The 26,702-nt window shown below is 65.9% G+C and carries 23 protein-coding genes and 1 tRNA gene; 14 read left to right on the forward strand and 10 right to left on the reverse strand.

All coding sequences use genetic code 11. The features are described 5' to 3' along the window. Positions 1 to 119: 119 nt before the first annotated feature. Positions 120 to 980, forward strand: coding sequence for a hypothetical protein (locus EHV23_RS06240; protein ID WP_125095171.1), 861 nt, complete (start codon positions 120 to 122; stop codon positions 978 to 980). Positions 981 to 1,090: 110 nt separating this feature from the next. Here the strand turns inward: EHV23_RS06240 and EHV23_RS06245 are convergent, their stop codons facing one another. From EHV23_RS06245 to EHV23_RS06265, 5 genes are all read right to left on the reverse strand, one after another. Continuing rightward, positions 1,091 to 3,142 carry an OPT family oligopeptide transporter gene (locus EHV23_RS06245; RefSeq protein ID WP_125095172.1) on the reverse strand — a complete coding sequence of 684 codons (2,052 nt, stop codon included), beginning with the start codon at positions 3,140 to 3,142 and terminating at the stop codon, positions 1,091 to 1,093. 270 nt (positions 3,143 to 3,412) lie between these two features. Beyond that, positions 3,413 to 4,294, reverse strand: coding sequence for a YggS family pyridoxal phosphate-dependent enzyme (locus tag EHV23_RS06250; protein ID WP_125095173.1), 882 nt, complete (start codon positions 4,292 to 4,294; stop codon positions 3,413 to 3,415). 191 nt (positions 4,295 to 4,485) lie between these two features. Next, positions 4,486 to 6,600 (reverse strand): TonB-dependent siderophore receptor, encoded by a 2,115-nt coding sequence (locus EHV23_RS06255; RefSeq protein WP_125095174.1) that lies wholly within the window; start codon positions 6,598 to 6,600, stop codon positions 4,486 to 4,488. A gap of 160 nt (positions 6,601 to 6,760) precedes the next feature. Beyond that, positions 6,761 to 7,546, reverse strand: coding sequence for a hypothetical protein (locus tag EHV23_RS06260; RefSeq protein ID WP_203228888.1), 786 nt, complete (start codon positions 7,544 to 7,546; stop codon positions 6,761 to 6,763). 18 nt (positions 7,547 to 7,564) lie between these two features. After that, positions 7,565 to 7,786 (reverse strand): hypothetical protein, encoded by a 222-nt coding sequence (locus EHV23_RS06265; protein ID WP_203228889.1) that lies wholly within the window; start codon positions 7,784 to 7,786, stop codon positions 7,565 to 7,567. 314 nt (positions 7,787 to 8,100) lie between these two features. Between EHV23_RS06265 and EHV23_RS06270 the strand changes: the two genes are divergently transcribed. Beyond that, the gene (locus tag EHV23_RS06270; RefSeq protein ID WP_238990305.1) at positions 8,101 to 10,236 is read left to right on the forward strand and encodes a TonB-dependent siderophore receptor; all 2,136 of its coding nucleotides are present in this window, start codon (positions 8,101 to 8,103) and stop codon (positions 10,234 to 10,236) included. Positions 10,237 to 10,394: 158 nt separating this feature from the next. On the opposite strand, the gene EHV23_RS06275 is transcribed toward EHV23_RS06270, so the two are convergent. Further along, positions 10,395 to 11,321, reverse strand: a complete 927-nt coding sequence (locus EHV23_RS06275; protein ID WP_125095175.1) for a 5'-nucleotidase — start codon at positions 11,319 to 11,321, stop codon at positions 10,395 to 10,397. A 368-nt stretch (positions 11,322 to 11,689) separates the two neighbouring features. On the opposite strand from EHV23_RS06275, the gene EHV23_RS06280 reads away from it, so the two are divergent. Further along, a complete protein-coding gene (locus EHV23_RS06280; RefSeq protein WP_125095176.1) occupies positions 11,690 to 13,951 on the forward strand; it encodes an Orn/Lys/Arg family decarboxylase in 2,262 nt (753 codons plus the stop codon). 181 nt (positions 13,952 to 14,132) lie between these two features. Here the strand turns inward: EHV23_RS06280 and EHV23_RS06285 are convergent, their stop codons facing one another. From EHV23_RS06285 to EHV23_RS06300, 4 genes are read right to left on the reverse strand one after another with little or no spacing between them, the layout of a single operon-like run. After that, complete coding sequence (locus EHV23_RS06285; RefSeq protein ID WP_125095177.1) at positions 14,133 to 14,771, reverse strand: RDD family protein; 639 nt, start codon at positions 14,769 to 14,771, stop codon at positions 14,133 to 14,135. Then, a complete protein-coding gene (locus EHV23_RS06290) occupies positions 14,768 to 16,156 on the reverse strand; it encodes a DUF3106 domain-containing protein (protein ID WP_125095178.1) in 1,389 nt (462 codons plus the stop codon). Before EHV23_RS06290 ends, EHV23_RS06285 begins: the two co-directional genes overlap by 4 nt. A gap of 4 nt (positions 16,157 to 16,160) precedes the next feature. Further along, positions 16,161 to 16,598, reverse strand: a complete 438-nt coding sequence (locus tag EHV23_RS06295) for a DUF3619 family protein (RefSeq protein WP_158615859.1) — start codon at positions 16,596 to 16,598, stop codon at positions 16,161 to 16,163. Then, complete coding sequence (locus EHV23_RS06300) at positions 16,595 to 17,167, reverse strand: RNA polymerase sigma factor (protein ID WP_125095180.1); 573 nt, start codon at positions 17,165 to 17,167, stop codon at positions 16,595 to 16,597. The genes EHV23_RS06295 and EHV23_RS06300 overlap by 4 nt, the downstream gene beginning before the upstream one ends. Before the next feature lie 259 nt (positions 17,168 to 17,426). On the opposite strand from EHV23_RS06300, the gene EHV23_RS06305 reads away from it, so the two are divergent. The 11 genes from EHV23_RS06305 to EHV23_RS06355 all read left to right on the forward strand — a co-directional run bounded on the left by EHV23_RS06305 (position 17,427) and on the right by EHV23_RS06355 (position 26,699). Then, positions 17,427 to 19,148 carry an acetolactate synthase 3 catalytic subunit gene (locus tag EHV23_RS06305; RefSeq protein ID WP_125095181.1) on the forward strand — a complete coding sequence of 574 codons (1,722 nt, stop codon included), beginning with the start codon at positions 17,427 to 17,429 and terminating at the stop codon, positions 19,146 to 19,148. Positions 19,149 to 19,166: 18 nt separating this feature from the next. After that, entirely contained in the window at positions 19,167 to 19,661 is a 495-nt protein-coding gene (gene ilvN, locus EHV23_RS06310) for an acetolactate synthase small subunit (protein ID WP_125095182.1), read from the forward strand. 277 nt (positions 19,662 to 19,938) lie between these two features. Further along, positions 19,939 to 20,955, forward strand: a complete 1,017-nt coding sequence (gene ilvC / locus EHV23_RS06315) for a ketol-acid reductoisomerase (RefSeq protein ID WP_125095183.1) — start codon at positions 19,939 to 19,941, stop codon at positions 20,953 to 20,955. Between the two features lie 266 nt (positions 20,956 to 21,221). Further along, positions 21,222 to 22,172: a 2OG-Fe(II) oxygenase gene (locus tag EHV23_RS06320; RefSeq protein WP_125095184.1), complete on the forward strand. Its 951-nt coding sequence runs from the start codon at positions 21,222 to 21,224 to the stop codon at positions 22,170 to 22,172. A 125-nt stretch (positions 22,173 to 22,297) separates the two neighbouring features. After that, complete coding sequence (gene pssA, locus EHV23_RS06325) at positions 22,298 to 23,101, forward strand: CDP-diacylglycerol--serine O-phosphatidyltransferase (protein WP_238990377.1); 804 nt, start codon at positions 22,298 to 22,300, stop codon at positions 23,099 to 23,101. A gap of 316 nt (positions 23,102 to 23,417) precedes the next feature. Continuing rightward, positions 23,418 to 24,215, forward strand: coding sequence for a triose-phosphate isomerase (tpiA, locus tag EHV23_RS06330; RefSeq protein WP_125095186.1), 798 nt, complete (start codon positions 23,418 to 23,420; stop codon positions 24,213 to 24,215). A gap of 8 nt (positions 24,216 to 24,223) precedes the next feature. Continuing rightward, positions 24,224 to 24,805, forward strand: coding sequence for a preprotein translocase subunit SecG (gene secG / locus EHV23_RS06335; RefSeq protein WP_125095187.1), 582 nt, complete (start codon positions 24,224 to 24,226; stop codon positions 24,803 to 24,805). Between the two features lie 176 nt (positions 24,806 to 24,981). Then, positions 24,982 to 25,066 (forward strand) — tRNA-Leu (locus EHV23_RS06340). Positions 25,067 to 25,157: 91 nt separating this feature from the next. Next, positions 25,158 to 25,517 (forward strand): NADH-quinone oxidoreductase subunit A, encoded by a 360-nt coding sequence (locus EHV23_RS06345; RefSeq protein WP_203228942.1) that lies wholly within the window; start codon positions 25,158 to 25,160, stop codon positions 25,515 to 25,517. 103 nt (positions 25,518 to 25,620) lie between these two features. After that, positions 25,621 to 26,100 (forward strand): NuoB/complex I 20 kDa subunit family protein, encoded by a 480-nt coding sequence (locus EHV23_RS06350; RefSeq protein ID WP_125095188.1) that lies wholly within the window; start codon positions 25,621 to 25,623, stop codon positions 26,098 to 26,100. After that, positions 26,097 to 26,699, forward strand: a complete 603-nt coding sequence (locus EHV23_RS06355; protein WP_125095189.1) for an NADH-quinone oxidoreductase subunit C — start codon at positions 26,097 to 26,099, stop codon at positions 26,697 to 26,699. Before EHV23_RS06350 ends, EHV23_RS06355 begins: the two co-directional genes overlap by 4 nt. The last annotated feature ends 3 nt before the right edge of the window (positions 26,700 to 26,702 follow it).

Consider the following 26,702-nt stretch of genomic DNA (forward strand, 5'->3'; position numbering starts at 1 on the left):
TTTCAGGAGGCCCCCGACCCCTTCGTCGGTCGTCTTCGGCCGGCTGTGTCCGGATGTAGGTTTTTTGCAACGCCGCGTGCTAACGTGCCACCGTTCACAATCTCCCCCGGAGTGGCACGATGTCTGGCAGCAGTCTTCTGAAACGGTGCGTCGGCGGTGCCACGTCCCTGGCCGTGCTGGGCGTCGTGCTGACGGGCAGCCCGGGGGATGCCTTGGCGGCACCGCGCAAGGCGGGCAGGGGGACTTCTGCCGCGGTGGCGAAGTCCACGACTGCCGCAGGCACGGGAGCAGCTGCTTCCTCGGCAGTGGGGGCTGGCGTTGGCACGGCAGCCGTGGCTGGCACGACAGCGGCGACCGGCGTGGCTGCTGGTACCACCGCCGCAGCAGGGGGGGTACAGCGTGGTGATCCCTCCCGGCGGGCGGTGTCGCCTGCGGAGGCTCTCCAGGACAAAAACGCCCGGGAGACAGCCCGGGAAACGCCGTCAGCCAGCCTCCGGTCCGGCATCGATTTCGGTACCTTTCGTACCTGGGCCAATGAGGATCTGGCACGGCTCGATGGTGGCTACCGGATTCCTGCCTCGGCCCAGCCCGAAGACAGCGGTGCGTCGCCCTGGCGGATCGCCCGCATTCTGCTGAAGGATGGGCTGCTGGCCATGGTGTTCGTCGATCCGCAGCGTGGTCATGTGGTGCGGATCATGTCGATGGTCAGCCCGCTGGGGGACATCGAGACGATCATCCGCAATGCCGTGGGGGGCATTCTGCTGGCCAGCGCGGCCGATGGAGAACAGGGCGAACGTACCGTGCAGCCCGCCATGATGCAGCTCTTCCAGCGTCTGACGGACGAGGCGCTGAATACCTCGGGCCTGAAGGGCGAGGTGGAAGACGGTTTCGTGAGGGAAGGGGTGCGCTACACGGTGAAGGTCAGCAAGACCATGGGTTTCTGGTTCACGGCCGAGCTGGAGGGCATGAAGAAGCTGTGACCCGGCTCCGTTCGGCCTTGCAGTCGAACGAACGGGGTCTTTCGGTCTTGCGGCAAAGCCCCGGGCCACCCTGCCGGCCACCCGGGGCTTTGCAGTCGGGTGCTCGCCCGTCAGCGCGCAGCCTTCATCACCCGGTTCACCAGCAGGGTGGCGCCGACCACGAAGGCGGCCAGGCCCAGCCACGAGGCGGCATCGTCCCAGTTCTCCAGTGACAGGGCCAGCGGCGCATCGGAGCCGCCGCTGGTCACCGAGAAGGTGATGATGAACGCCATGATCACGCCCATCAGGCTCTCGCCGACGATCAGGCCGGCGGCCATCAGGGTGCCGGTCCGCTCGGCCCGCTTCAGGTACGGCTCCGCCTGCGTCTTGCCGCCATGGCGGCGCTGGATGCGCTTGCGCACGAGGGTGGCCAGCACCATGCCGATCACGATGGGCATGGTGACCGCGGGCGGCAGGTAGATGCCCATGCCCACGGCCAGGACCGGCAGGCTCAGGTTGGTTCCCGGGCGGGACCGCAGCAGCCGGTCGACGATGATCAGCGCCACGCCGATACCGATGCCGGTGAAGATGTAGTTCCACTGCAGGTTGTGCGAGAAGATACCGGTGGCGATGGTGGTCATCAGCGTGGCCTGCGGGGCGGCCAGTGCCTGTTTCACGTCCATGCCCTCACGCGGCATGGCGCCGGTGAAACCGTAGGCCTGATAGAGCATTTCCAGCACCGGCGCGATGACCAGTGCACCCACCACGCAGCCGATGATCAGCGCCACCTGCTGTCGCCACGGTGTGGCCTGGATCAGCCAGCCGGTTTTGAGATCCTGCAGGTTGTCGTTCGATACGGAGGCTACCGACACCACGGCCGAGCCCACGAACAGTGTCAGCGCCAGCATGAACTGCCGGTTGCCCTCATGGGCAAAGAGACCCGCCGATTCGCCATAGACCAGCAGCACCAGCGAGACGATCACCACCGAGACGATGCCCACGCCGGAGATCGGGCTGGACGACGAACCGACCAGGCCGGCCATGTAGCCGCAGGCGGCCGCCACCAGAAAGCCGATGAAGAAGGCCATCAGCGTGCCCAGCAGCACCAGTACCCAGCCGGCCGTGTCGGAAATGGCGGCCGAGTCCACGAAGTGGTGAAAGCTCAGTCCCAGCATCACCAGCATGCCGACGGTCCAGCCGATCATGGCCCTGGGGCTGAGATCCTGCTCGACGCGGCTGCGCTGGTAGTCCCGCGGGGCGCGCATGGCGGCAAGCGACAGGCGCATGCCCTCGGCCACGGGTTTGAGCAGCATGATCAGGGTCCAGACGGCGGCCACACCGATGGTGCCGGCGCCGATGAAGCGCACCTTTTCCTTCCAGAGCGTGAGGGCGAAGGTGGCCATGTCCACATCGGCCGGCTGGGGCAGGGTGGCCGAGAAGTACGGCACCAGCACACCCCAGGCAATGACGATGCCCAGCAGGATGGCGATGCCACCGGCCAGCCCCACCATGTAGCCCGCACCCAGCAGGGCCAGTGAGTAGCCCATCGGGATCTGGAAGATGGCGTTGCCGGCCTTGAACCAGTAGCTGGCGCTGTCGGCCACCACCCGCAGGCCGCCTGCGCAGAAGCTGAGGACGCCCGAAATCAGCCCGCCGGTGGCGATGTCGGCAATGCCGCTGCTGGTCTCGTCCTCGTCACTGTGTTCGGCACTGCCGGCCTTGAGAATCTCGGCGGCGGCCACCCCCTCGGGGTAGGGCAGCGTGCTGTTGACCACCATGGCGTGGCGCAGCGGTACGGTGAAGATCACCCCCAGAATGCCGCCCGACATGCAGAGCAGGGCGGTCTGCCAGAATGGAAAGCCGCTCCAGTAGCCGGCCATCAGCAGGCCGGGCAGGATGAAGATGACCGAGGACAGGGTGCCGGCCGCAGAGGCCTGGGTCTGCACCATGTTGTTCTCGAGGATGTTGCTGCCTTTGGCAAAGCGCAGTAGCGCCATCGAGATGACGGCAGCCGGGATGGATGACGCGAAGGTCAGGCCCACTTTCAGGCCCAGATACACGTTGGAGGCGGTGAACACCACGGTGATCAGCGCGCCCAGGATCATGCCGCGCAGCGTCAGCTCGCGGTAATCGGCGTAGGGGTCCTGCGCTGCCGGCGCGGTGGCAGAGGGCGGTGCGGACATCGAGCTTGCTCCTTTGTCGTTGTGCAACATGAGTCCCCGTTTCGGGGACGGCGGGGGCGGCTGCTTCAGACGCGCCTGTGGAGGATGGGACCAGACCCTGTTTCAGGGCCTGTTGTATTTTCCATCATCATGGAATGTTGTGTCATGCAGAGGTGGCTGAATTTCCAGCCAGTTCCTGGCGTGCCGAAAGGGATGCCGGGACGACCGGAGCCGGGCGCGGGAACGAAATGGGGCCATGAGATGCGCCGCAGTCCGCCTGTCCATGGTGGCTCAGCGCCCGGGTTCGCCTGCCGGTCCGGCAAAGCCGGGCCAGTAGTGGCTGTCGGGCAGGGCACGGGCACCGAAGATGGCCTGGCCCACCCGCACCACGGTGGCGCCTTCCTCGATGGCGATCTCGTAGTCGCCCGACATGCCCATCGACAGTTCGTCCAGGCCGACGCCGGCCGGGGCGCTCTGGCGCAGCCGGTCGCGCAGCGTGCGCAGCAGCACGAAGCACTGGCGCACCCGCACGGCGTCATCCGAGAAGAGGGCCAGCGTCATCAGCCCGCGCACGCGCAGGGCGGAGAAGGCCGGCAGTTGCTGGATGAAGGCGGCCACCTCGTCGGGCGCCAGACCGAACTTGCTGGGCTCTCCCGAGGTATTGACCTGCACGAACACGTCCAGCCCGCGTCCCTCGGCCTGCAGGCGTCGGTCCAGCGCCTCGGCCACGCGCAGGCTGTCCAGCGCCTGGAATTCGCTGGCAAACCGTGCCACCACCTTGGCCTTGTTGGTCTGCAGGTGGCCGATCACGGCCCACTTCAGGTCGGGCAGGTCCTGCATGGCCTCCCACTTGCCGAAGGCTTCCTGCACCTTGTTCTCGCCCAGAAAGCGGGCGCCGGCGGCGTAGGCCATGCGGATGCGCGTCTCGTCCACCGTCTTGCTCACCGGCAGCAGGCGCACCGAGGCCGGATCGCGCCCGGCCCGCTGGCAGGCGGCTTCGATGCGCGCCTGCACGGCGGCCAGGTTGTGGCGAAAGTCCTCCACGCTGCTGGCGACCGCGTAGCGGCCGTGCTGGTCATGGCTGGTTTGGGTGCCGGAGGCTGGCGGTGTGGCGGCGGTGGGAGAGGCAGGAGAAAGGGTAGCGGGGGGCGTGCTGGATTCGGACGTGCTCATGGTGGAGGATGCCCCGCCTGCCTGCAGATGCCGGCAGAACGGGGACGGGCGGGATCATGAAGGAAACGTGCCGGCTGACGGCAAACCGGGCTGCCACGGGTACGGACAGCGCCGGATGGCGTAAAGCCGGGACAGATGCACTGATTCTAGAGCGTCTCATGAACTGGTTCGTCCTCGCGCCGATCCCTGCCCTAGAACCGGTACTGCACCCCCACCGTCACCAGCCGGCCCACGTCCGGCTGCAGCGAGATGGTGCCGATCGATCCGGTATAGAAGGTCCGGTCGAACAGGTTGTCGACGGCCAGTGTCAGCCGCAGCTGCGAGGTGGCCTGCCAGTAGCCGCTCAGCTTGACCGACGTGTAGGCGGGCAGGCGGTAGGTGTCGGTGGCGTTGCCGGTCCGCTCGCCCACATGAACCAGGCCGCCGCCTGCGCCGTATTCCGACCCGTTGTCCAGCCGGTCATGCCAGAGGGCGAACAGGCCCGCACTGACCCGCGGGACATTGGGCAGCCGTTTGCCCAGCAGGTTGGCCGTGTTGTCGCGGGTGACCTTCGTGTCGGTCAGCCCTGCGCTGGCCGTCAGGCGCCAGTGTGGTGTGATATCGCCAGCCAGATCGGCCTCGACGCCGCAGCTGCGGACCTGGCCAGCGGCCATGTTGAAGTCCGCGTTGTTTGGGTCCTGGGTCAGCACGTTGTTCTTCGTGATGTGGAAGGCGCTGATGCTGGCCACCACGCCAGGCTGGCCGGCGTCCTGCCGGCCTTCCCATTTGTAGCCCAGCTCCCAGGCCGTACCCTTCAGCGGTTCGAAGGCATTGCCGTTCACATCGCTGCCGGTATTGGGCTTGAACGAGCGTCCCCACGACAGGAAGGCGGCGCTTTCGGGGCTGAACATCCAGGTCACGCCGGCACGGGGTGTGAGTTCGCTGTAGTGGTGGTTGCTGCGGGTCGTGCGGTTGCCGCGCACGCTGTCGGCGCGCTGGTGAAAGCGCTCCACACGCAGGCCCGCCATCACCTTCAGCTGCTCCGTCACGTCCAGCTGGTCCTGGGCGTAGAGGGCGCGGGTGTTGTCATGATTGTTGGACACGACCAGGGCGCCCGTGTAGGGCGGCTGTGCCTGGCCATAGACCGGGGCGTAGACATCGATGCCGAACGGTGCGGTGCGCAGGTCCGAACCGCGGATGTCGGCGTGATGGGTATAGCGGCTCACCTCGAAGCCGGTCAGCACCGTGTGCCGCAGGGTACCGGTCTGCAGCCTGCCGGTGGCTTCGGCCTGCATGCTGGTGTTGCTGGAGGGCATGGAGCGCCATGCCATGCGCCGGGTCAGGGTCCGGCCGTCGCGCTGCAGGGCGCCGGGTTCGGTTCCGTGGCCGGTGTTGTCCGTCTTGCGGTGCATCAGGCCGGCCCGCACGCTCCACTGGTCGTTCAGGGTGTGGTTCAGTGTGAGCTGGTGTACATCCCCCCGGATGTGCAGGTTGGGGATGGACGGTTCACCCAGATAGCGGTCGCGCGGCAGGGCGTCGGTGCGGCCATTGATGACGGGCAGGCCGCGGTCGTAGGGCGTGCGGATGCGGGTGATGTCGGCCTCGTAGTTCACGATGGTGCGTGCCGTGGGGGCCCAGGTCAGGGACGGCGCCACGATGTACTTCGAGGTCTCGATCAGGCTGGTACGGGTGGCGCCCTTTTCGGCCACGAGGTTGAGCCGCCAGGCCAGGGTGGAGGAGAACGGGCCGGTGGCATCGAAGGTGGCCCGGCGCAGACCGCGGTTGCCCACCTTCAGGCCGGCCTCGCGCATCGGCCTGAACTGCGGCTTTTTGGTGACGATGTTGTAGGTGCCGCCGGGTTCGCTGCTGCCGTAAAGGGCAGCTGACGGGCCCTTGAGGACTTCCACCCGTTCGATGGTGCCGGCATCGCGCCGGGGGCCGCACTGGCAGGTGCTCGAAAAGCCGTTGATCAGCGAGCCGGGGCTGGCCTCGAAGCCCCGCAGGGCAAAGCTGTCCCAGGTGCCGCCGTAATCGTTGCCCTGCGACATGCCGCTGACGAAGCCGACGACATCGGCCAGCCGGGTGGCACCCAGATCCCCGACCAGCTTCTGCGGGACGATGCGGACATTCTGGGGGACTTCGATGAGCGGCGTATCGGTGCGGCTGGCCGCGGTGTTGCGCTGCTCACCGGCATAGCTGCGGGCGTCCCGGCTGGCGCCCACGCGGATTTCGGACAGGGGGGTGGGTTCGGCGCCCTGTGCCGGGCCGGCGGCCAGCAGCGAGCCGGCCGTGATGCCCAGCAGGGACAGCGTTCTGTGTGCGTTCATGATGAAGATAGGCAAGGGTAGATATGGGAGCGCGAATGATATCTAATAACACTATGAATATCCAGAAGCCTGATAGTCAGAGACTGAACCGTATGAGGTACGACCCGGACCTGTTCCGGCCCGCGGGCGTTTCTGTCGTGAAGGCACCCTGCAGGGGGGGCTATCGTGTATCGGAAGGGCGTCGTAGTGACCGTGGTTGAAGGCCGGGCGAAGGTTTCCGGCGAGGCTTCCTGCGGCTTTGCTGCCAGGTCCGGTATGCCTTGAAGTTGAATTCGGTGGCTGAAACGATGGCTTCCTGCCGCAGGGACAGATATATTTCGGCGTCCACCTGCTCGTAGTCGGTGGTGAAGTTCACCCGTAACGTATCCTTGTCACGATAGCCACTCATCAGGGGCATGATGGAGATGTCCTGGTCCATGCCCAGGGTTTCCGAGGGTTCGCCCATGCTGATGATCTTGCCCACATAGACCTTGCGGTCATCCATCATCAGCATTACATCCTTGTTTTCGATGGAGAGCCTGAACAGCAGGTCGTCCAGGGGGCTGTCGTCCAGCAATTCCTGAATGATGAAAAGGTGCGGATTCCATACCCCGGAGCGCATGCGAAGGCGCAGCAGGGCGCTGCATTTGAGTACCCAGGGCGACAGGCAGGTCAGGGTCGAGAGCACCAGAAACCAGCTGGTGCGCAGCGTTTCATCCTGGTCGGAAATGCCGGCGTGTTGCAGCACACTGGCGAGCCCGGAAGGCAGAGACCAGTTGTCAGGCATGAGCCAATGGGCTGCAAGGCATATGACGAAGGCAATGGCAAAGCACTTGAGCCCGGTCTCTGCGCTTTTGAGGTAAAGATACTGGCCTTCGTAACGATGGAGCTTGTAAGAGAATACCGGATGGATGTGACAGGCCATGAATCCTGCCACGAGAATCGGGACGATCAGCAGGGCAAACATGATGACCCCCTGCCGGTGTCACTGGGCGTTGACGATTTCCCGGGCCAGCTTCCTGGCCTGCTTGAATTCTTCGCTGGCGGCCACTTCCCTGGGATCGATCTTGATCGTGCCACGGCCGACCACGCGCAGTGTTTTGTAGGCGTTCCTGCTGATCATGGCCGCAACCTTCTTGCGCCGATCGCGTTCCGCGGCACGCTGGTCACGCACATGCTGGTAAAGTCCTTTAATGAAATCAATCACTTGATCTGTCCTCTAAGCCCTGTGGACGAAGGGGCAACACTGCCATCATACCGTAAACCCGGTGGTCATCGCATGCCGGATGGACATACGGTCCATGCGAAGCGCTACCTCCTCGGGAGCGGGCAGGGGGACGAATGAGTCCATGACACGCGCCAGAGGACGCGGCGGGCTGCCGGCGGGTGTCTGGACCTTCTGCATCGCCATATCCCTGCCTCCGCCATGCCCTTGCCATTGCATAATTTGATAAATATCTATCATTCGTATCCGCTTCTGTTCCTTTGTTAACCATCTGGGGCCTCCCGGCCCGCTCCTCCATGAACAAGAAGAACATGTCCGGCACCCGCCAGACCCGCGCCCTGCTGGGCGTCACCTCCCTGTCCCTGCTGGCCCTCGGCCCGGTGGCCATTGCCCCGGTTCACGCAGCCGAGCCCACGGCGCTTTCGGAGATCCGCGTGGGCGCCAGCCAGGACACCGGCACCTACACCGGCAGCGCCCGCCGCACGGCCGCCAGCCGTACCGATACGCCGCTCATCGAAGTGCCGCAGAACGTGCGGGTCATCCCGGAGAAGCTGGCCGAGGACCTGGGCGTCACCCGCTTCGGTGACCTGATGAACTACGCAAGCGGCGTGGCCTCGGCCAACGACTTCAGTGGCACCTGGGACAACTACACGATGCGCGGCTTCGATGCGGCCACGGGTTCGCTGATCAACGGTTTCGTGGCCAGCTGCAACTGCGGCCCGCAGCGTGATGCGGCCACGATGGAGCGGGTCGAGTTCCTGAAGGGGCCGTCGGCCGCCCTCTATGGCAGCAGCGAACTGGGTGGCACCTACAACCGCGTGACGAAGAAGCCGCAGTTCACCGCCCGGCACGAGGCCGGCCTGAAGGTCGGTACCCGCGGGCTGCGCCGCGGCACGGTGGACCTCACCGGTCCGCTGTCGCAGACGGTGGCTTACCGGCTGATTGCCGTGGCCAAGAAGGGCGCCACCCGCACCTCGCTGATCGACAGGAAGAAATATGTGCTGGCGCCGTCCATCACCTGGACGCCGGATGCCCGCACCGTCGTGCACTACGAGGCCGACATCACCCGCATCCGCACGCCCTTCGACCGCGGGCTGATGGTGATCGACGGCAACGTCGATGCGCTGCCGCGCGACCGCTATCTGGGCGAACCGGGCCTGCCCAACATGCATGTGAAGGGAGACGTGCACCAGCTGACCGTCGACCATGCCCTCGATGACACCTGGAGCGTGCGGGCCGGTGTCATGCACCTGAAGAACCTGCTCGACGGGCTGGGCGTGGAGCCCCGTACCGTGCAGGCCGACGGCCGTACGCTGACCCGTCGCAGCTCGTGGCGGCGCATTCCGTCGCAGGATATGTCGCTGCAGGCCGAGATCACCGGCAAACTGGATACGGCCGGCATCCGGCACACCGTGCTGGCCGGGGCCATGCTGTCGCGCTATGTCTACGAGAACGACATCCGCTATTCCAGCGAGCGGGTCGCTCCTTACAGTATCGACATCTACGCGCCGGTCTACGGCCAGCCGATGCCGGCCTACAGCGCCACGCGGTCGGCCCGTTACCAGCGCGACACCACCCAGGCCCTCTACGTACAGGACCAGCTGGACCTGAGCACCCGGTGGAAGCTGATGGCCGGGCTGCGTCTGGACCGCTTCGACCAGCATGCCCGTGCGCTGACGGGCAGCGGCTGGACCGGTGAGCAGCACCGCTACACCCAGCTGACGCCGCGCGTGGGGGCCACATACCTGTTCGAGCCCCACAGCGCCGCCTTCCTGTCGTATGGGCGCTCCTTCCGGCCCAACAGTGGCACCACGGCTGCCGGTGACGCCTTCGAGCCCGAAAAGGGCACGGCCTGGGAACTGGGCTACAAGTGGGATGCGCCGGATGGCCGCCTGAATGCGTCGGTGAGCGCCTTCCGCATCCAGAAGGACAATGTGCTGAGCACCGATCCGGACAACCCGGACTTCAGCATTGCCACCGGCCGGGTGCGCAGTCAGGGGGTGGAGGCCGATCTGGCTGGCGACATCACGCCGCAGGTGCGCCTGACGGCCAGTGCTGCCTTCATCGACGCAAAGGTTACGCGTGATACCAGCGCAAACCGGCAGGGCAAGCGCTTCAATGGTGTGCCGCGGGTCAGCGGCAGCCTGTTTGCGCTGTATCACGACCAGCTGGCCAATGGTTCGGACTATGGCGTGGGCGCCGGTCTGGTGCACGTGGGCGACCGGCCGGGAACGGCCACCGACAGCTACCGGCTGCCGGCCTACACCACGGTCAACCTCAGCAGCTACTGGCAGTTCAGCGAACCGTTGCGGCTGACGTTCAACGTCGACAACCTGTTCGACAAAACGTACTACACCGGTTCACTGGCCACCTTCTCGCTGCAGCCTGGCCTGGGGCGACTGGTGTCGGTGGGGGTGCAGTACCGGTTCTGAGCCGTTCCGGGGATCTGGCAGGGCAGCCTGCCTTGCCAGTGCCGCGTTTCCTGCCAGCACACGGCCGGGGCCAGCGCGAGGACGAATGAACCCACGACACGCGCTGGCCGGTACCCTGCCGTGAGCGTCGTGCCGGGGGGGAAGACGCGTGACGTGCTTTATTGGTCGGCCCTTGCGCTGTCTGCGTTGCGGATGCCGCTGATCACATGGCCGGTCGGTGCCTCGGCACTGTAGGCGGACTCGCAGTGCCCGGTCTGGTCGTCGAAGAAGAAGTCGGGCTCGAACTCGCGCAGGAAGGGCCCCTTGTCCAGTCCGCCGAGGAACAGTGCTTCGTCCACTTCCACGCGCCAGTCCATCAGCGTGCGGATGGCGCGTTCGTGTGCGGGCGCACTGCGGGCGGTGACCAGTGCGGTGCGGATGCGCATCTGCGCCGGCGCATTCGTGCGCAGCCGGTACAGGGCTTCGAGCAGCGGCTTGAAGGGGCCGGGTGGCAGGGGCGTGGTGGCGTGGCTGACCTCGTGGTCGTGAAAGGCGCTCAGCCCCTGGCTGGCGTAGACCTGCTCGGCCTCGTCCGAGAACAGCACGGCGTCGCCGTCGAAGGCGATGCGCACTTCATCGGGGTGGGATTCGGCCCGCTGCGGGGACTGCGGGTAGACGCGGGCGGCCGGGAAGCCGGCCTCCAGCGCGGCGCGCACGTCGTCGGCATTGGCCGACAGAAAGAGATGCGCCCCCAGCGGCTTCAGGTAGGCGTAGGGCGGACGGCCGCGGGTGAACACACCGCGTTCCAGTGGCACACCATGATGGTGGGCCGAGCGGAAGGCACGCATGCCGCTGGTGGGGTCGTTGCGCGACAGCAGCACCACGTCCACGCGCCGTTCGTCCTCGCCGGGGCCATTGAAGGCCAGCAGTTTCTTGACCAGCGGCATGGCCACGCCGCCCTTGGCCGGCAGGTCCAGCAGGTCCAGCTGGCGGGCCATGTAGGCGTGGTCGTCGCCCTTCTCGAAGAGCAGGTTCTCTTCCTCGAAGTCGAAGAGGGCGCGGGAAGAGATGGCGACGACCAGCTGGTCGTGTGGACGTTTGGCCATGGGTGCAGTGGAAGGAGAAAAGGCAAAAAAAGGAAACGGCCGGCAGATACCGTCGTGCAATCCTAACGCGCAGACGGGCTGCCGCAAAGCCGGAGCCGGGGAGGGCTGACGGATGGCCGGACCGTTGTCCACAGGTCACGCGGCCCGCAGCGCGCGCGGTTATCGCAGGCCGACGGGAATGCCGGCGTTATTATGCGGGGCAGCCGGGTACCCGCCTGCATGACTGGACAGCAGGCGGATGTTCTGCGCTGCAGCGCGTGTCATGGACTTCCTCGTCTTCGCATCGGCCCCGGCCGTGTGCAGACAGGGCGTACAGCGCCGGCCGGTCAATCCCCTCTTTCTTCTCTCCTCCCCATCCGGACAACGACATGAAATTCCGCTTCCCCGTCGTGATCATCGACGAAGACTGGCGCGCCGATTCGGCCAGCGGCCTGGGCATCCGTGCACTGGCCAAGGCCATCGAGGACCAGGGCACCGAGGTGGTGGGTGGCTTCACCTACTACGACGTGGCCATGGTGGCCAACCAGGCCGCCCGCGCGTCGGCCTTCATCGTGTCCATCGATGACGAGGAGATCAGCGAGGAAGGGCCGGAAAGCGTGGCCATCCAGGACCTGCGTGCCTTCATCCGCGAAACACGCCGGCGCAACGCCGACATTCCCATTTTCCTGTTCGGCGAGACGCGTACCTCCCAGCACATTCCCAACGACATCCTGAAGGAGCTGCACGGCTTCATCCACATGTTCGAGGACACGCCGGAGTTCGTGGCGCGCTACATCATCCGCGAGGCAACCAATTACCTGAACTCGCTGGCGCCGCCGTTCTTCAAGGCGCTGGTGCACTATGCCAACGACGGTTCCTACTCGTGGCACTGCCCGGGGCACTCGGGCGGGGTGGCCTTCCTGAAGAGCCCCGTGGGGCAGATGTTTCACCAGTTCTTTGGCGAGAACATGCTGCGGGCCGATGTCTGCAATTCGGTGGACGAGCTGGGCCAGCTGCTGGACCACACCGGTCCGGTGCATGCGTCCGAGAAGAACGCGGCGCGCATCTTCAATGCCGATCACCTCTTCTTCGTGACCAACGGCACCTCCACTTCCAACAAGATCGTCTGGCATTCGGAAGTGGCCAATGACGATGTGGTGCTGGTCGACCGCAACTGCCACAAGAGCATCCTGCACGCCATCATCATGAGCGGCACCATTCCGGTGTTCCTGCAGCCCACGCGCAACCACCTGGGCATCATCGGGCCGATCCCGCTGCAGGAGTTCAGCCAGGAGAGCATCGAGGCCAAGATCAACGCAAACCCGCTGATCACCGACAAGTCGCTGCGGCCGCGGGTGATGACCATCACCCAGTCCACCTACGATGGCATTCTCTACAACGTGGAGATGATCAAGGCCCGGTTGCAGGACTATGTGGAGAACCTGCATTTCGACGAGGCCTGGCTGCCGCACGCCACCTTCCATCCGTTCTATCACGAGATGCACGCCATCGGCGCCAACCGGCCGCGCTCGACCAACGCCATGGTGTACGCCACCCAGTCCACGCACAAGCTGCTGGCCGGGCTGTCCCAGGCTTCGCAGATCCTCGTGCAGGAGTCGGAAACCCGCAGGCTCGACCGCTATCGCTTCAACGAAAGCTACCTGATGCACACCTCCACCTCGCCGCAGTACGCCATCATTGCGTCGTGCGATGTGGCGGCGTCGATGATGGAAGCCCCCGGCGGCACGGCGCTGGTGCAGGAGTCGCTGCAGGAGGCGCGTGATTTTCGCCGTGCCATGCGCAAGGTCGAACAGGAATATGATGGTTCATGGTGGTTCCGTGTCTGGGGGCCGGACAGTCTGGGCAGTGGCAAGGAGCTGCGCCAGGAAGACTGGCGGCTGCAGGCCAACGAGAAATGGCATGGCTTCGGCCCGCTCGAATCCGGCTTCAACATGCTGGACCCGATCAAGGCCACCATCGTCACGCCGGGGCTGGACATCGATGGTGAATTTGCCGGGTCCGGCATTCCGGCGGCGGTGGTCACCAAATATCTGGCCGAGCACGGCGTGGTGGTGGAAAAGACCGGCCTTTATTCATTCTTCGTGATGTTCACCATCGGCATCACCAAGGGACGCTGGAACACGCTGGTCACCGAGCTGCAGCAGTTCAAGGCCGACTACGACGAAAACCAGCCGCTCTGGCGCGTGATGCCGGAATTCGTGGCGGCGCATCCGATGTACGACCGCATGGGCCTGCGCGATCTCTCCACCCGCGTGCACGATGCCTACCGCAGGTACGACGTGGCCCGGGTGACCACCGACATGTACCTGTCGGACATGCTGCCAGTGATGAAGCCGTCGGATGCCTATGAGTGCCTGACACACCGCAACGTCGAGCGGGTGCCGATCGATGAACTGGAAGGTCGCATCACCACGATGCTGGTCACGCCGTACCCACCGGGCATCCCGCTGCTCATTCCGGGTGAACGCTTCAACCGCACCATCGTGGAATACCTGAAGTTCGTGCGCGAATTCAACGCGCAGTTCCCGGGTTTCCACACCGATGTGCACGGTCTGGTGGCCGAGCCGGGGCCGAATGGTCAGACCGAATACTTCGTCGACTGCGTGGACCGGGCGCACGAGCCACGGTGAAAGTGGCGAGTCGCTGTGCAGCCATGGGTGCTGTGTGTCAGCGACGGGTCGTCATGACAGCCACGCGCTGCTGTGCCATTCGTACGCTGCCGGCGTTGCCCTGTCTGGCAAGGTGCACAGCCTTGCCGGCGCAGCGCGCCGTCAGCCTGCTGCCGGGGCCGGCGCGGGGCCGAATCTGGCGTCAGGGCAGGAAGCGTGACTTGCGTCCGCTCACGGCATCGTGACGCACCAGCAGGGTGCCCGACAGGATGTCGTAGAGCGTGCGTCGCCTTTTGTCGATGATCGACCAGGCAAAGGGCAGCAGCCACAGCAGCAGCACGACGGGCGAGCTGAAATACACCAGCGCCAGCCCGCCCCAGAAGAAGCACGAGGCCACCGTGTAGCGCCACAGGGCCCGGGGCAGGGTGACGATGCTCTCCGGACGGGCCGGATCGGGGGCCGTGCTGCGCACCAGCTTCACGCCGATGGTCTTCATGGGCAGCGTCCAGCGGCCGTTGCTCCAGAACCAGCCGAAATAGGCGCCCAGCACCGCAAACATGAAGAGCTGAAAGGCGGTGTGCAGCGCGCCGGGCTCACCCCGGTACTGGGTCAGTGCCGAAAAGCCATAGCCAAAGAAGAACACCACACCAAACAGGATGATGCCTTCGTAGACGCAGGCCATGAAGCGCCGCCAGGGCGAGGCCGGTGCGGGAGATATCTGCAGCTGGGCATGTTCAGTCTGTGTGGACGGGGCCTGTGCCTGCCCGGTCGTCTCTGGCGTGGTGGCGGAAGGACTCCCGCCGGAACGAACGGCAGTTGCGGGCGTGATCAGGTCGCTCATGGGGGGCCTCCGCCGTCATTGCCACCCGGGCCATTCCCTGCGCCACTGCCTGCTCCGGCACCTGGCGATTCGGAAGACAGTACACGATCGGGGATGATGATCAGGGTCTCACCATCATTCACCGGGAAGGACGGCGACACGATGCTGCCCGGCATGCCGGGAGGGATGCTGTCCGGGCTGCCCGGTGCCTGCCGGTGGGGGGACATGTGTCCGGGCAGCACGAGCATGCCGGGTGGCACGGGGACTTCAAAGGCAGCGGCCCCCGGAGGCAGGGGTGGCTGCCGCAGCGGCATGCCTTCCACCGTGGGTGTGCCCAGCATCGGCGCGGCGAGCGAGGGGGGCGCGTGCCTGTCCGGCACTTCCGGTCCCTTCTGTGCGTGGGGTGCACCTGGGCCGTGTGCCCCGGCAGGGCCGTGCGGGTGCGCCGTACCGGGCGGGTCGATGTGCACGTGGGACGGCTGTCCCGGCGGCGCCGGAAAGACGTGCACGGTACCGGACTGCATGGCGTCCGGGGGCTGGGGGCGATCCGGCGGGGCAGGCTGCCAGCCCCGCAGGATGATGATGCGCATGGGCTGACCGGGTGGAGGGGGCTGGCCTGGCCCGCGCACGCCGGGCGGCAGGGTACCGAGCGCCCGGGCGCGCTGGACCGCCGCAATGTCGGTGGCCTCTTCCGAGTGGCGCAGCCGTTCGCGTTCGGCGTAGGTGAACGACTGGTAGCGCTCCCACTCCTTCACCCGTTCGGGCATGGGGCGCCGGCGGCTGTCCTGATAATTGAGCCGGGCGATGCGCCGTTCTTCGGGTGACATGTTGGCCCATTCGATGATGCGGCGCTGTGCGCGACGGCGCTGGTCGGCCGGCAGCTGCTGCATGCGGTCGGCAAAGGCAATCCACGAGCGCTTCTCGGCCGCGGACCAGGTGTTCCATTCGGGGGCGAAGGGCGCCAGCACCTGCCGCTGTGCCTCGCTCAGCTCTTCCCAGTCGGGCTGGAACAGTACGGCGATGATCTCGGGCAGCTCGAAGCCCTCGCCGGCGGCCACCAGCACGACGTGCCGGGGGGGCTGGCCAGACGCCGGGGGCATGGCCGCATCCAGGGCGAGCAGCAGGTCCGGGTCGGGCCAGCGGGTGTCGTCTGGCCACAGGGTGATATCCGCGGCGGCACCACGACCAGACATTACACCCGGGCTGGGGTGGGCGCCGGCGCCGTGAACGACGCTGTGCGTCGTCACCGCCGGCGCGGAGGTGGCCGGGGCAGGCGGGCAGCCTGCACTGGCGGCACGCGCGCACGACCGGGCCTGCGCCGGCAGACCGGAGGCGAGGGCGGGATCGCCGAGGGCCAGACCGGTGGCCAGCGCCAGGGCAGGGGTGGCGTGGATCAGGAAGCGCATGGGCTCAGCGGGACTGGGCGGCGGTCTGCATCATGCCGCCCCGCAGGTGGGCGGCAAAGCCATTGTCGGTATAGGCCGAGAGTGGCACGTCGGCGGTGAGCATCTCGGTGTAGGCGTCGGCCTGCTGGATGACGGTGCGCTCCTGGTTGAAGAGGCTGCCGGCCAGGGCGGCCAGCACCAGCAGGATGGCCGGGATGGCGGTGAGCGCCACCCGCGACCAGGCGGGTGTCCAGAGATGGTGCCACCAGCCTGTGTGGCTGTGCGTACCGGCGGCCCCGGCCGATGTACCGGAGCCCTGGCGGGCCAGTTCGTCGAACCGCATCAGGGCACGGTTGCGCGCCACGGCAAGCCTGGCCTGGATGTGATCGGGCAGGTCGTTCGCGGCAGAATCGAGCAGGCGGCACACCTCATGCGCCATCTGGTCCGGATGATGCGGGTTCATAGCGTAATGCCTCTGGCACGCAGAGCTTGTGACAGGGTATGGATGGCCCGGGAACAGTGCGTCTTGACGCTGCCCTCGGAGCATCCCATGGTGCGGGCCGTTTCGGCCACATCCATTTCCTCCCAGTAACGCAGCACGAACGCTTCGCGTTGACGGCGTGGCAGCCGCTGGATCTCGTCCTCGATCAGGCGCAGCGTTTCGGCCCGGCTGGCCTCGTCGGAGGCGTCTTCGGCGTGGCGTTCGTCCTGCGGGGCGAGCAGGCTGTCGAGGGGGTCGGTGTCGTCGTCGTCCGCATTGCCCATGCCGGGCAGGGACGAGAACAGGCTCACCCAGGTGCGGCGTACCTTCTGGCGGCGGAAGTGGTCGTGGGTGGCGTTCTGCAGGATGCGCTGAAAGAGCGGCGCCAGTTCGGCCACGGGACGGTCGGCGTATTTTTCGACGAGCTTGAGCATCGCGTCCTGGACAATGTCCAGCGCGGTGTCGTCGTCGCGCACGGTATAGACCACCTGCTTGAAGGCCCGGCGCTCGACCGCGGCGAGAAACTCCGATATTTCCGGTCGGGTCGCCATGGGGCGTTGATGGTAGCATGTCGCCTGCGCCGGACCTTGCAGGGTCCGGCGCCAGCCACATCCAGAGTGCTCACGAGGCATGCGGATGCACGGGGCCGGTGTGGGGCGTGCCGCAGACTTCTGCCGAGGTCTTCCTGTGGAGCGCGCCGGGCCGGCAATACAGGGACACCAGCCGTTGTCATGGTCTGTCTCGGGGCAGAGGTCTGCGCTGCGTCGGGGCCGGCGGACGGCCGGATACACTGAAAAAAGAGGAACAAAAATGGAACTCAACGGCGCGGAAATCGTCGTCCGCTGTCTGGAAGAAGAGGGCGTGAAGCACGTCTTCGGCTATCCCGGCGGCGCCGTTCTCTATATCTACGACGCGCTCTTTGCAGCCTCGAAGCTCGAGCACATCCTCGTGCGCCACGAGCAGGCCGCCGTCCACGCGGCCGACGCCTACGCACGTACCACCCAGGAGGTCGGCGTCTGCCTCGTCACCTCCGGTCCCGGCCTGACCAACGCGGTCACCGGCATCGCCACGGCCTACATGGACTCCATCCCGCTGGTGGTCATCAGCGGCCAGGTGCCTTCCAGTGCCATCGGCCAGGATGCCTTCCAGGAATGCGACTCGGTGGGCATCACCCGGCCCTGCGTCAAGCACAATTTCCTGGTCAAGGACGTGCGCGACCTGGCCATCACCATCAAGAAGGCCTTTCACATCGCCCGTACCGGCCGGCCCGGTCCGGTGCTGATCGACATTCCCAAGGACGTGTCGCGCGACCGCTGCGGTTTCTCCTATCCCAAGACGGTGTCGATGCGCTCCTACAACCCGGTGGTCAAGGGCCACCAGGGCCAGCTCAAGAAGGCGCTGCAGCTGCTGCTGTCGGCCGAGCGGCCGATGGTCTATGCGGGCGGTGGTGTCGTGCTGGGCAATGCTGCGAAGCAGCTGACCGAACTGGTCGATCGCCTGGGATTTCCATGCACCACCACGCTGATGGGGCTGGGCGGCTATCCGGCCAGCGACGCCAAATGGCTGGGCATGCCCGGTATGCATGGCACCTTCGAGGCCAACATGGGCATGCAGCACTGTGACGTGCTGCTGGCCGTCGGTGCCCGCTTCGACGACCGTGTGGTCGGCAATCCGAAACACTTCGCGCAGAACGCGCGGCGCATCATCCACATCGATGTCGATCCGTCGTCCATCTCCAAGCGCGTCCGGGCCGATGTGCCCATCGTGGGAGACGTGGGTGAATGCCTGTCGGCCCTCAACGATCTGCTCGAGGCCGCCTTCAGTGCCGGCGAGAGCACCAACACGAAGGCCCTGCAGGCCTGGTGGGGCCAGATCAACGAGTGGCGCAAGCGCGACTGCCTTGGCTACGAGCGCGACAGCGCAAGGCTCAAGCCGCAGTTCGTGGTCGAGAAGCTCTGGCAGGTCACCCACGGCGATGCCATCATCACGTCCGATGTGGGCCAGCACCAGATGTTCGCGGCGCAGTACTACCGCTTCGACAAGCCGCGCCGCTGGGCCAATTCCGGGGGCCTGGGCACGATGGGCGTGGGGCTGCCGTACGCCATGGGGGCGGCGCTCGCCAACCCCGACACGCCGGTGGCCTGCATCACCGGCGAGGGCTCCATCCAGATGTGCATCCAGGAGCTGTCCACCTGCAAGGAGTACAGCCTGCCGGTCAAGATCATCCTGCTCAACAACGGCACGCTGGGCATGGTGCGCCAGTGGCAGCAGATCGAATACGAGGGGCGCTATTCGCAGTCGTACATGAATGCGCTGCCCGACTTCGTGAAGCTGGCCGAGGCCTATGGCCATGTGGGCATCCTCGTGGAAAAACCGGAAGACGTGGAGCCGGCCCTGCGGGATGCCTTCGGCAAGTACCGCGACCGCACCGTGTTTCTCGACTTCCGGGTCGATCCCACGGAAAACGTCTGGCCGATGGTCCAGAGTGGCAAGGGGCTGACCGAGATGCTGCTCGGCACCCAGAACCTCTGATACATGCGGGAGACGAACATGAAACACATCATTTCCGTGCTGCTGGAAAACGAACCGGGCGCGCTCTCCCGGGTGGTCGGGCTGTTCTCGGCCCGCGGCTACAACATCGAATCGCTGACCGTGGCGCCCACCGAGGATGTCTCGCTGTCGCGGATGACCATCTGCTCGTCCGGCTCGGCCGAGATGCTGGAGCAGATCACCAAGCACCTGAACCGCCTCATCGACGTGGTGAAGGTGCTGGAGCTGACCGAGGCACCCTACATCGAGCGCGAGCTGATGCTGGTCAAGGTGCGCGCCTCGGCCGGCAAGGACCGCGAGGAGATGAAGCGGATGACCGACATCTTCCGCGGCCGGATCATCGACGTGACCGACAAGGCCTACACCATCGAACTGACCGGCAGTTCCAGCAAGCTCGACAACTTCCTGGCGGCGCTGGGCGAGGCGGTCATTCTCGAAACCGTCCGGACCGGCGCCTGTGGCATCTCCCGGGGAGAACGCGTGCTGCGGCTCTGAGTGCGCGGCGGCCCGACATGCACGCCGGAAACGGGCGCATGCCGGGGTCAGGGCCTGAAGTGCCGGTGTGTGTATGCAGGCGCGCCGGGCACGGACGCGCACCGGGCACAACCAGGCCCGGTACAGCCATTTTTTCCGGGAGCGTTCCCGTTTCCTTTCACCTTCAACCGACTGACCGTCTCCGGGCTGGCCGGAGGCGGATTCTTCCGGGTTCTTTCGCCGCAGGGCGCTTCAGGGTGCCATGCCGGCGGCAGAACCCGCTCACCAGGGATTTCACATGAAAGTTTTCTACGACAAGGACACCGACCTCAAACTGATCAAGGGCAAGAAAGTGGCCGTCATCGGCTACGGCTCGCAGGGCCACGCCCACGCGCTGAACCTGAAGGATTCGGGCGTCGACGTGACGGTCGGCGTGCGCGCCGGTGGCCCGTCGGAAGCCAAGGCAAAAGGGGCCGGCCTGAAGGTGGCTCCGGTGGCCGAGGCCGTCAAGGGCGCCGATTTCGTCATGATCCTCATGCCGGACGAGAACATCGCCGCGGCCTACCGGGCCGACATCGAACCGAACCTGAAGGAGGGGGCCGTACTGGCCTTTGCCCACGGCTTCAACGTGCACTATGCCCAGGTGCAGCCGCGCGCCGACCTGGACGTGGTGATGATCGCGCCGAAGGCCCCGGGTCACACCGTGCGCGGCACCTACACGCAGGGCGGCGGGGTGCCGATGCTGATCGCCGTGCACCAGGACAAGTCCGGTTCTGCCCGTGACCTGGCCCTGTCGTATGCGGCCGCCATCGGCGGTGGCCGTGCCGGCATCATCGAGACCAACTTCCGCGAAGAAACCGAAACCGACCTGTTCGGCGAGCAGGCCGTGCTGTGCGGTGGCGTGGTCGAGCTGATCAAGGCGGGCTTCGAGACGCTGACCGAAGCCGGTTATGCCCCCGAAATGGCCTACTTCGAGTGCCTGCACGAGATGAAGCTGATCGTGGACCTGATCTACGAAGGCGGCATCGCCAACATGAACTACTCCATCTCGAACAACGCCGAGTATGGCGAGTACGTCACCGGCCCGCGCGTCGTCACCGCCGAGACCAAGGCCGAGATGGCCCGCGTCCTGAAGGACATCCAGACCGGCGAATACGCCAAGTCCTTCATCCTCGAAACCCGTGCCGGCTCGCCGGTGCTGGAATCGCGCCGCCGCCTGAACGCCGAGCACCCGATCGAGGTGGTGGGCGAGAAGCTGCGCGCCATGATGCCCTGGATCAAGGCCAACAAGCTGGTCGACAAGTCGAAGAACTGAGCCCGTGCCGGGGGCTGCCTTCCCACACGCGGGACGGCGCCCCCTCATGGCCGAAGAACCGGGGCCGTGCTGGAGACAGCCTGCTGTGTCCGTCCGGTGCGGGCGGCACAGACCGTACCGGACGAAGCAGTCGCCACCGGATGGCTTCGTCCGGGCGGCGGTGAAATACCCGTCTGGCCGCAGTCCGTCCGGTGCATGCCCAGCCAGCGTCGCCGCCCGGCGTCTGTGGCTTGCATCGGCGCCCCGGCAGCGCTCTAATCGGGACCATGAGCGAAAAAACCACCCCTTCCCAAACCGGACCTGGCCAGGACGCCACGGCGGCGTCCGCCCATGGACACGTACATCTGCCCGACAGCTGGCAGGACTGGATCACCACCAACGTGCTGCGCGGCTGCGCGCCCGACGACATGGTGAAGATCATGGTCGACAATGCCTTCGACCCGGTGTTTGCCCGCCATGCGGTCAGCATCATCGGGGGCATCGGCTCGCGCCTGCAGGGCATGCCCGAAGGCGAGCGCAAGGCGGCACTGGCCCAGGCCGGTGGCACGCGCTATGCGGCCTCGCCCATCCGGCTGTGCTCGCTGCTGCCGCGCTTCACCGTGGCCGACCGCGAGGTCGAGCTGGAAGCCGTGATGACCGGCCCGAACATCGCCATCATCCGCAACTTCCTGTCGGATGAGGAGTGCGACGAGATCATCCGTCTCTCGCGTGGCAAGATGCGCGCCTCGCAGGTGGTCGACCGCGAAAGCGGCGGCAGCTACCAGAGCAGCGTGCGCAAGAGCGAGGGCAGTCACTTCGAGCGCGGCGAGAACGACCTCGTGCGCCGCATCGAGGCCCGCATCGAGGCACTGGTGGGCATCCCGGTCAACCGGGGCGAGCCGCTGCAGATCCTGCACTACGGTCCGGGCGGCGAGTACAAGGCGCATCAGGATTTCTTCGAGCCGCGGGATGCCGGCACGGCAAAGCTCACCCAGATCGGCGGGCAGCGCATCGGCACCCTGGTGATGTACCTCAACGACGTGCCCGAAGGGGGCGAGACGGCCTTCCCGGACATCGGTTTCTCGGCCAAGCCCCACAAGGGTTCGGTCGTGTACTTCGAATACATGAATGTCGCCGGCGAGCTGGACTACCGCTGCCTGCATGCCGGCATGCCCGTGATCCGCGGCGACAAGTGGATCATGACCAAATGGCTGCGCGAGCGGCCCTACGAACAGTGATGAATGGCCGTTCTTCCCGCCTCCGGGCGCGCCCCCCGGGCGTCAAGCGTTTCCGTCTGCGCCGGCACGGGCAGGCGGGGCAGGGGGGCGCAGCAGGTGCCCGTTCCGATGGCCTGGTCGATGCCATGCTCGACCGCATCGAGCAGGTCGATCCCGGGGTAGAGCCGCCGCAGGCGGCCGTGCGGCACCGGCGGGGCATCTACCTGCTGCCCAACGCCTTCACCACGGCCAACCTGTTTGCCGGTTTCTATGCCATCGTGATGGCCATGAACGGCGAGTTCCAGTGGGCGGCCATCGCCATCTTCCTGGCCATGTTCTTCGACAGCCTCGATGGCCGGGTGGCACGCCTCACCAACAGCCAGAGCGTGTTCGGCGAGCAGTACGACTCGTTGGCCGACATGATCTCCTTCGGGGCCGCGCCGGCGCTGGTCATCTACTCGTGGGCACTCACCGGCATGGGCAAGTGGGGCTGGCTGGCCGCCTTCATCTATGTGGCCGGTGCTGCCCTGCGGCTGGCCCGGTTCAACACCAACATCCAGGTGGTCGACAAGCGCTACTTCCAGGGGTTGCCCAGCCCGGCGGCGGCGGCGCTGGTGGCGGGCCTGGTCTGGCTGGCTACCGACTGGCATGCTTCGCGCTGGATCGCGGCCACCGGTGCCGAGCTGGGCTGGCTGGCCTGGATCATGACGGTCTATGCCGGCCTGACCATGGTGTCGAACTCGCCGTTCTACTCCTTCAAGGACTTCAACCTGCGCCGCAGCGTGCCCTTCGTGGTGCTGATCATCCTGATGCTGGTGATCGTGCTGGTGTCGTCCGATCCGCCCGGCATCCTGTTCCTGTTCTTCATGTGCTATGGCGTGTCGGGCCATGTCACGCAGCTGCTGCGCTACCTGAGACGCCGGCAGAAGAAGCAGGGCGCACCGTCCTGAAGCCGGCCCCGTGCAGGACGGAGCACGCCGGCGGGGATGATGACGCCGTTTTTTCCTGAAGCCGCGCCTTGTGAGAGGCGCTATCCCGTCCGGTGTCGCGTGCTGCCGTCCGGGGCAGGGCTTTGGTTTGACCCTGCTTTTTCACGGGCGATAGAATGATGGGAGTATCCCCCGCCTCACCCGGGCTGCGGGTGCGCTCCGTGCGGGCTGCTGCGGCCCGGTGCTGCGGGGGCATCCGGTTTCCCGGTGCCTGCAGGCCGTTTGGTGCGGCCGGCATCCCGCGGGCGGCCCATCCCCTCTTTGGAAGGTAACAATCATGCCAGATACAACAACCGCCAACGGCAAACGTCGCCCGCTGGTGATGGGCAACTGGAAAATGAACGGCCGTCTGGCCAGGAACGAAGCGCTGCTGACCGAGCTGAAGGCCGGTCTGGCTTCCGGCTTCGATGCCATCGACGTGGCCGTGTGCCCGCCGGCACCGTATCTGGGCCAGGCGTCCAAACTGGTGGCCGGCTCGGCCATCACCTATGGTGCACAGAACCTGTCCACCGAGCAGGATGGCGCCTATACCGGCGAGGTCTCTTCCGGCATGCTGACCGACCTGGGCGTCAAGTGGGTGCTGGTCGGCCACTCCGAGCGCCGCTCCCTGTACGGCGAGACCGACGAGACGGTCGCGAAGAAAACCCAGGTCGCCCTCGAGGCCGGCCTGATCCCGGTGGTGTGCATCGGCGAGACGCTCGAAGAGCGCAAGACCGGCGACACCGAAGTCGTGCTGGCCCGCCAGCTCGACGCCGTGCTGCCCGTGCTGGGCAGCCAGCCTGCGTCGGCCTTCGTGCTGGCCTACGAGCCGGTCTGGGCCATCGGTACCGGCCTGACCGCCACGCCCGAACAGGCGCAGGAGGTGCACCGGTTCCTGCGTGACCGTCTGGCCTCCAGCGGTTACGCCCAGGCCCAGGAAGCACGCATTCTCTACGGCGGTTCCGTCAAGGCCGCCAATGCCGGCGAGCTGTTCGCCCAGCCCGACGTGGACGGTGGTCTGGTCGGCGGCGCCTCGCTGGTTGCCAACGAATTCATCGGCATCGCCAAGGGTGCCGTGGCCAGTCTCGGAGCCTGATCGACCCGATGGGAAATCTCTTTCACACCATTTCTCTGGTGCTGCTGATCATTTCGGCGGCCGGCGTGATCCTGCTGGTGCTGCTGCAGCACGGCAAGGGTGCCGACATGGGAGCCGCCTTCGGCTCCGGTTCCTCGGGCAGCCTGTTCGGTGCCAGCGGGTCGGCCAACTTCCTGTCGCGCATGACCAGCGTCTTTGCCACCGTCTTCTTCCTCAGCACCACGGCGCTCGCCTTCATCGCCCACCCGGGTGACCATGGCCAGCGCAGCGGTGCAGGCAGCAGCGTCATGGAAGGTGTCGAGGTGCCGGCACCGGCGTCCTCGTCGGTTCCGGCGGCGCCCGGTGAATCACCGGCAGGTGCACCGGCCCAACCCGATAATGCCGTGCCCCAGGCGCCCGGCCAGTCGGGGGGTGCGGCTTCCCAGGCACCGGCGCAACCGGACGACGCCGTGCCCGATGCGCCGGCCGGCAGTGCATCCGCTGCCCCTGCGGATGCCTCCTCGCCCGCAGCTGGGGCAGCGCCGGCCGGCAAGACCGGTGGCGAGGCCGGTGGCAGTGCCGATGGCAAGAAATCGTCAAACGGCAAGTAATTACCCGCAAGGCACCCGATCGTCGGGTGCCAAATATGGTTACAATGTGGTGCACAACGCGTCGCCCGGCCAGTAGTCTGATTTGGATCAATGCGGGCGGCCAACAACAAAGGCATCATGAGACATCTGTCAGGTCAATGGCTTCCGTCACAAAACGAAAGTACAATGGCCCGATTGCCGACGTGGTGAAATTGGTAGACACGCTATCTTGAGGGGGTAGTGGCGAAAGCTGTGCGAGTTCGAGTCTCGCCGTCGGCACCATCACTTATTCGATACCCGGCAGATGTTCAGCAGAACCCTGCCGGTTCGTTTTTCAGAGCACGCCAACTTATCGGATCGAGAGGGCTACGACGTGGATTTGAACAATTACCTGCCTGTCCTTCTGTTCCTCTTCGTTGGTTCCATGGTCGGCGTTGGCCCCATGGTCATCGGCAAGCTCCTGGGCCCGCACCGGCCCGACCCTGAAAAACTCTCCGCCTACGAGTGCGGCTTCGAGGCCTTCGGCGACGCCCGGATGCAGGTAGACATCCGTTACTACCTCGTGGCCATTCTCTTCATCCTCTTCGACCTCGAAATCGCCTTCCTGTTCCCGTGGGCGGTTTCGCTGGGCACCATCGGTTTCATCGGCTTCATGTCGATGATGATCTTCCTGGGCATTCTGGTCGTCGGCTTCGTGTACGAATGGGGCAAGGGTGCGCTCGACTGGGAGTGATGGCCATGCCGTCCCTGCCGTCTGTCGTCGCGTCTGATCCTGCCATCTGCCGTACCCGGCCTTCCCGCCGCCCAACCAACCGCCCGTTTCCGCCAGAACAGCCATGAGTATCGAAGGCGTACTGAACGAAGGGTTCGTGACCACGAACCTGGACAAGCTGATCAACTGGACCCGTACCGGTTCACTGTGGTCGATGACCTTCGGTCTGGCCTGCTGTGCAATCGAAATGATGCACGCCGGTCTCGCCCGCTACGATCTCGACCGTTTCGGCGTGATCTTCCGTCCCAGTCCGCGTCACTCCGACGTGATGATCGTGGCCGGCACGCTCACCAACAAGATGGCACCGGCCCTGCGCAAGGTGTACGACCAGATGTCCGAGCCGCGCTGGGTCATCTCCATGGGCTCCTGTGCCAACGGTGGCGGCTACTACCACTACTCGTATTCCGTCGTGCGCGGCTGTGACCGCATCGTGCCGGTCGACATCTACGTGCCGGGCTGTCCGCCCACGGCCGAGGCGCTGATCTACGGCATCATCCAGCTACAGCGCAAGATCCGCGAAACCAACACCATCGCGCGCCAATGAACAACGATACCCTGGTTTCCGCCCTGCACGATGTCCTCGGCGAACGCATCCTGGGGCTGTCCACCGCCCTTGGTCAGGTCACGGTCGAGATCAGTGCCGACTGCCATCACATCGTCTGCGAGCGTCTGCGTGACCGTCTCGGCTTCGATGTCATGATCGACCTCTGCGGCATCGACTACTCCACCTACGGCAACACCGAGTGGGATGCCCCGCGCTTCGCAGTGGTGATGCAGCTGCTCAGCATCCAGCACAACATGCGCATGCGGCTGCGCTCGTTCTGTATGGATGACGAGGCTCCGCTCATCGAGTCCGTCACCGATCTCTGGCCCTGTGCCAACTGGTTCGAGCGCGAGGCGTTCGACCTCTATGGCATCGTCTTCTCCGGCCACCCCGACCTGCGCCGCATTCTGACGGACTATGGCTTCATCGGCCATCCGTTCCGCAAGGACTTCCCCATCTCCGGCTATACCGAGATGCGCTACGACGAGGCGCAGCGGCGTGTCGTCTACCAGCCCGTCACCATCGAACCGCGCGAGAACGTGCCGCGCATCGTCCGCGAAGCCCATTACGCAGACGGTATCGAGCGCAACGAGCAGTGAGAC

It is taken from the genome of Lautropia dentalis (assembly GCF_003892345.1).
GTDB classification, from domain to species: domain Bacteria; phylum Pseudomonadota; class Gammaproteobacteria; order Burkholderiales; family Burkholderiaceae_E; genus Lautropia; species Lautropia dentalis.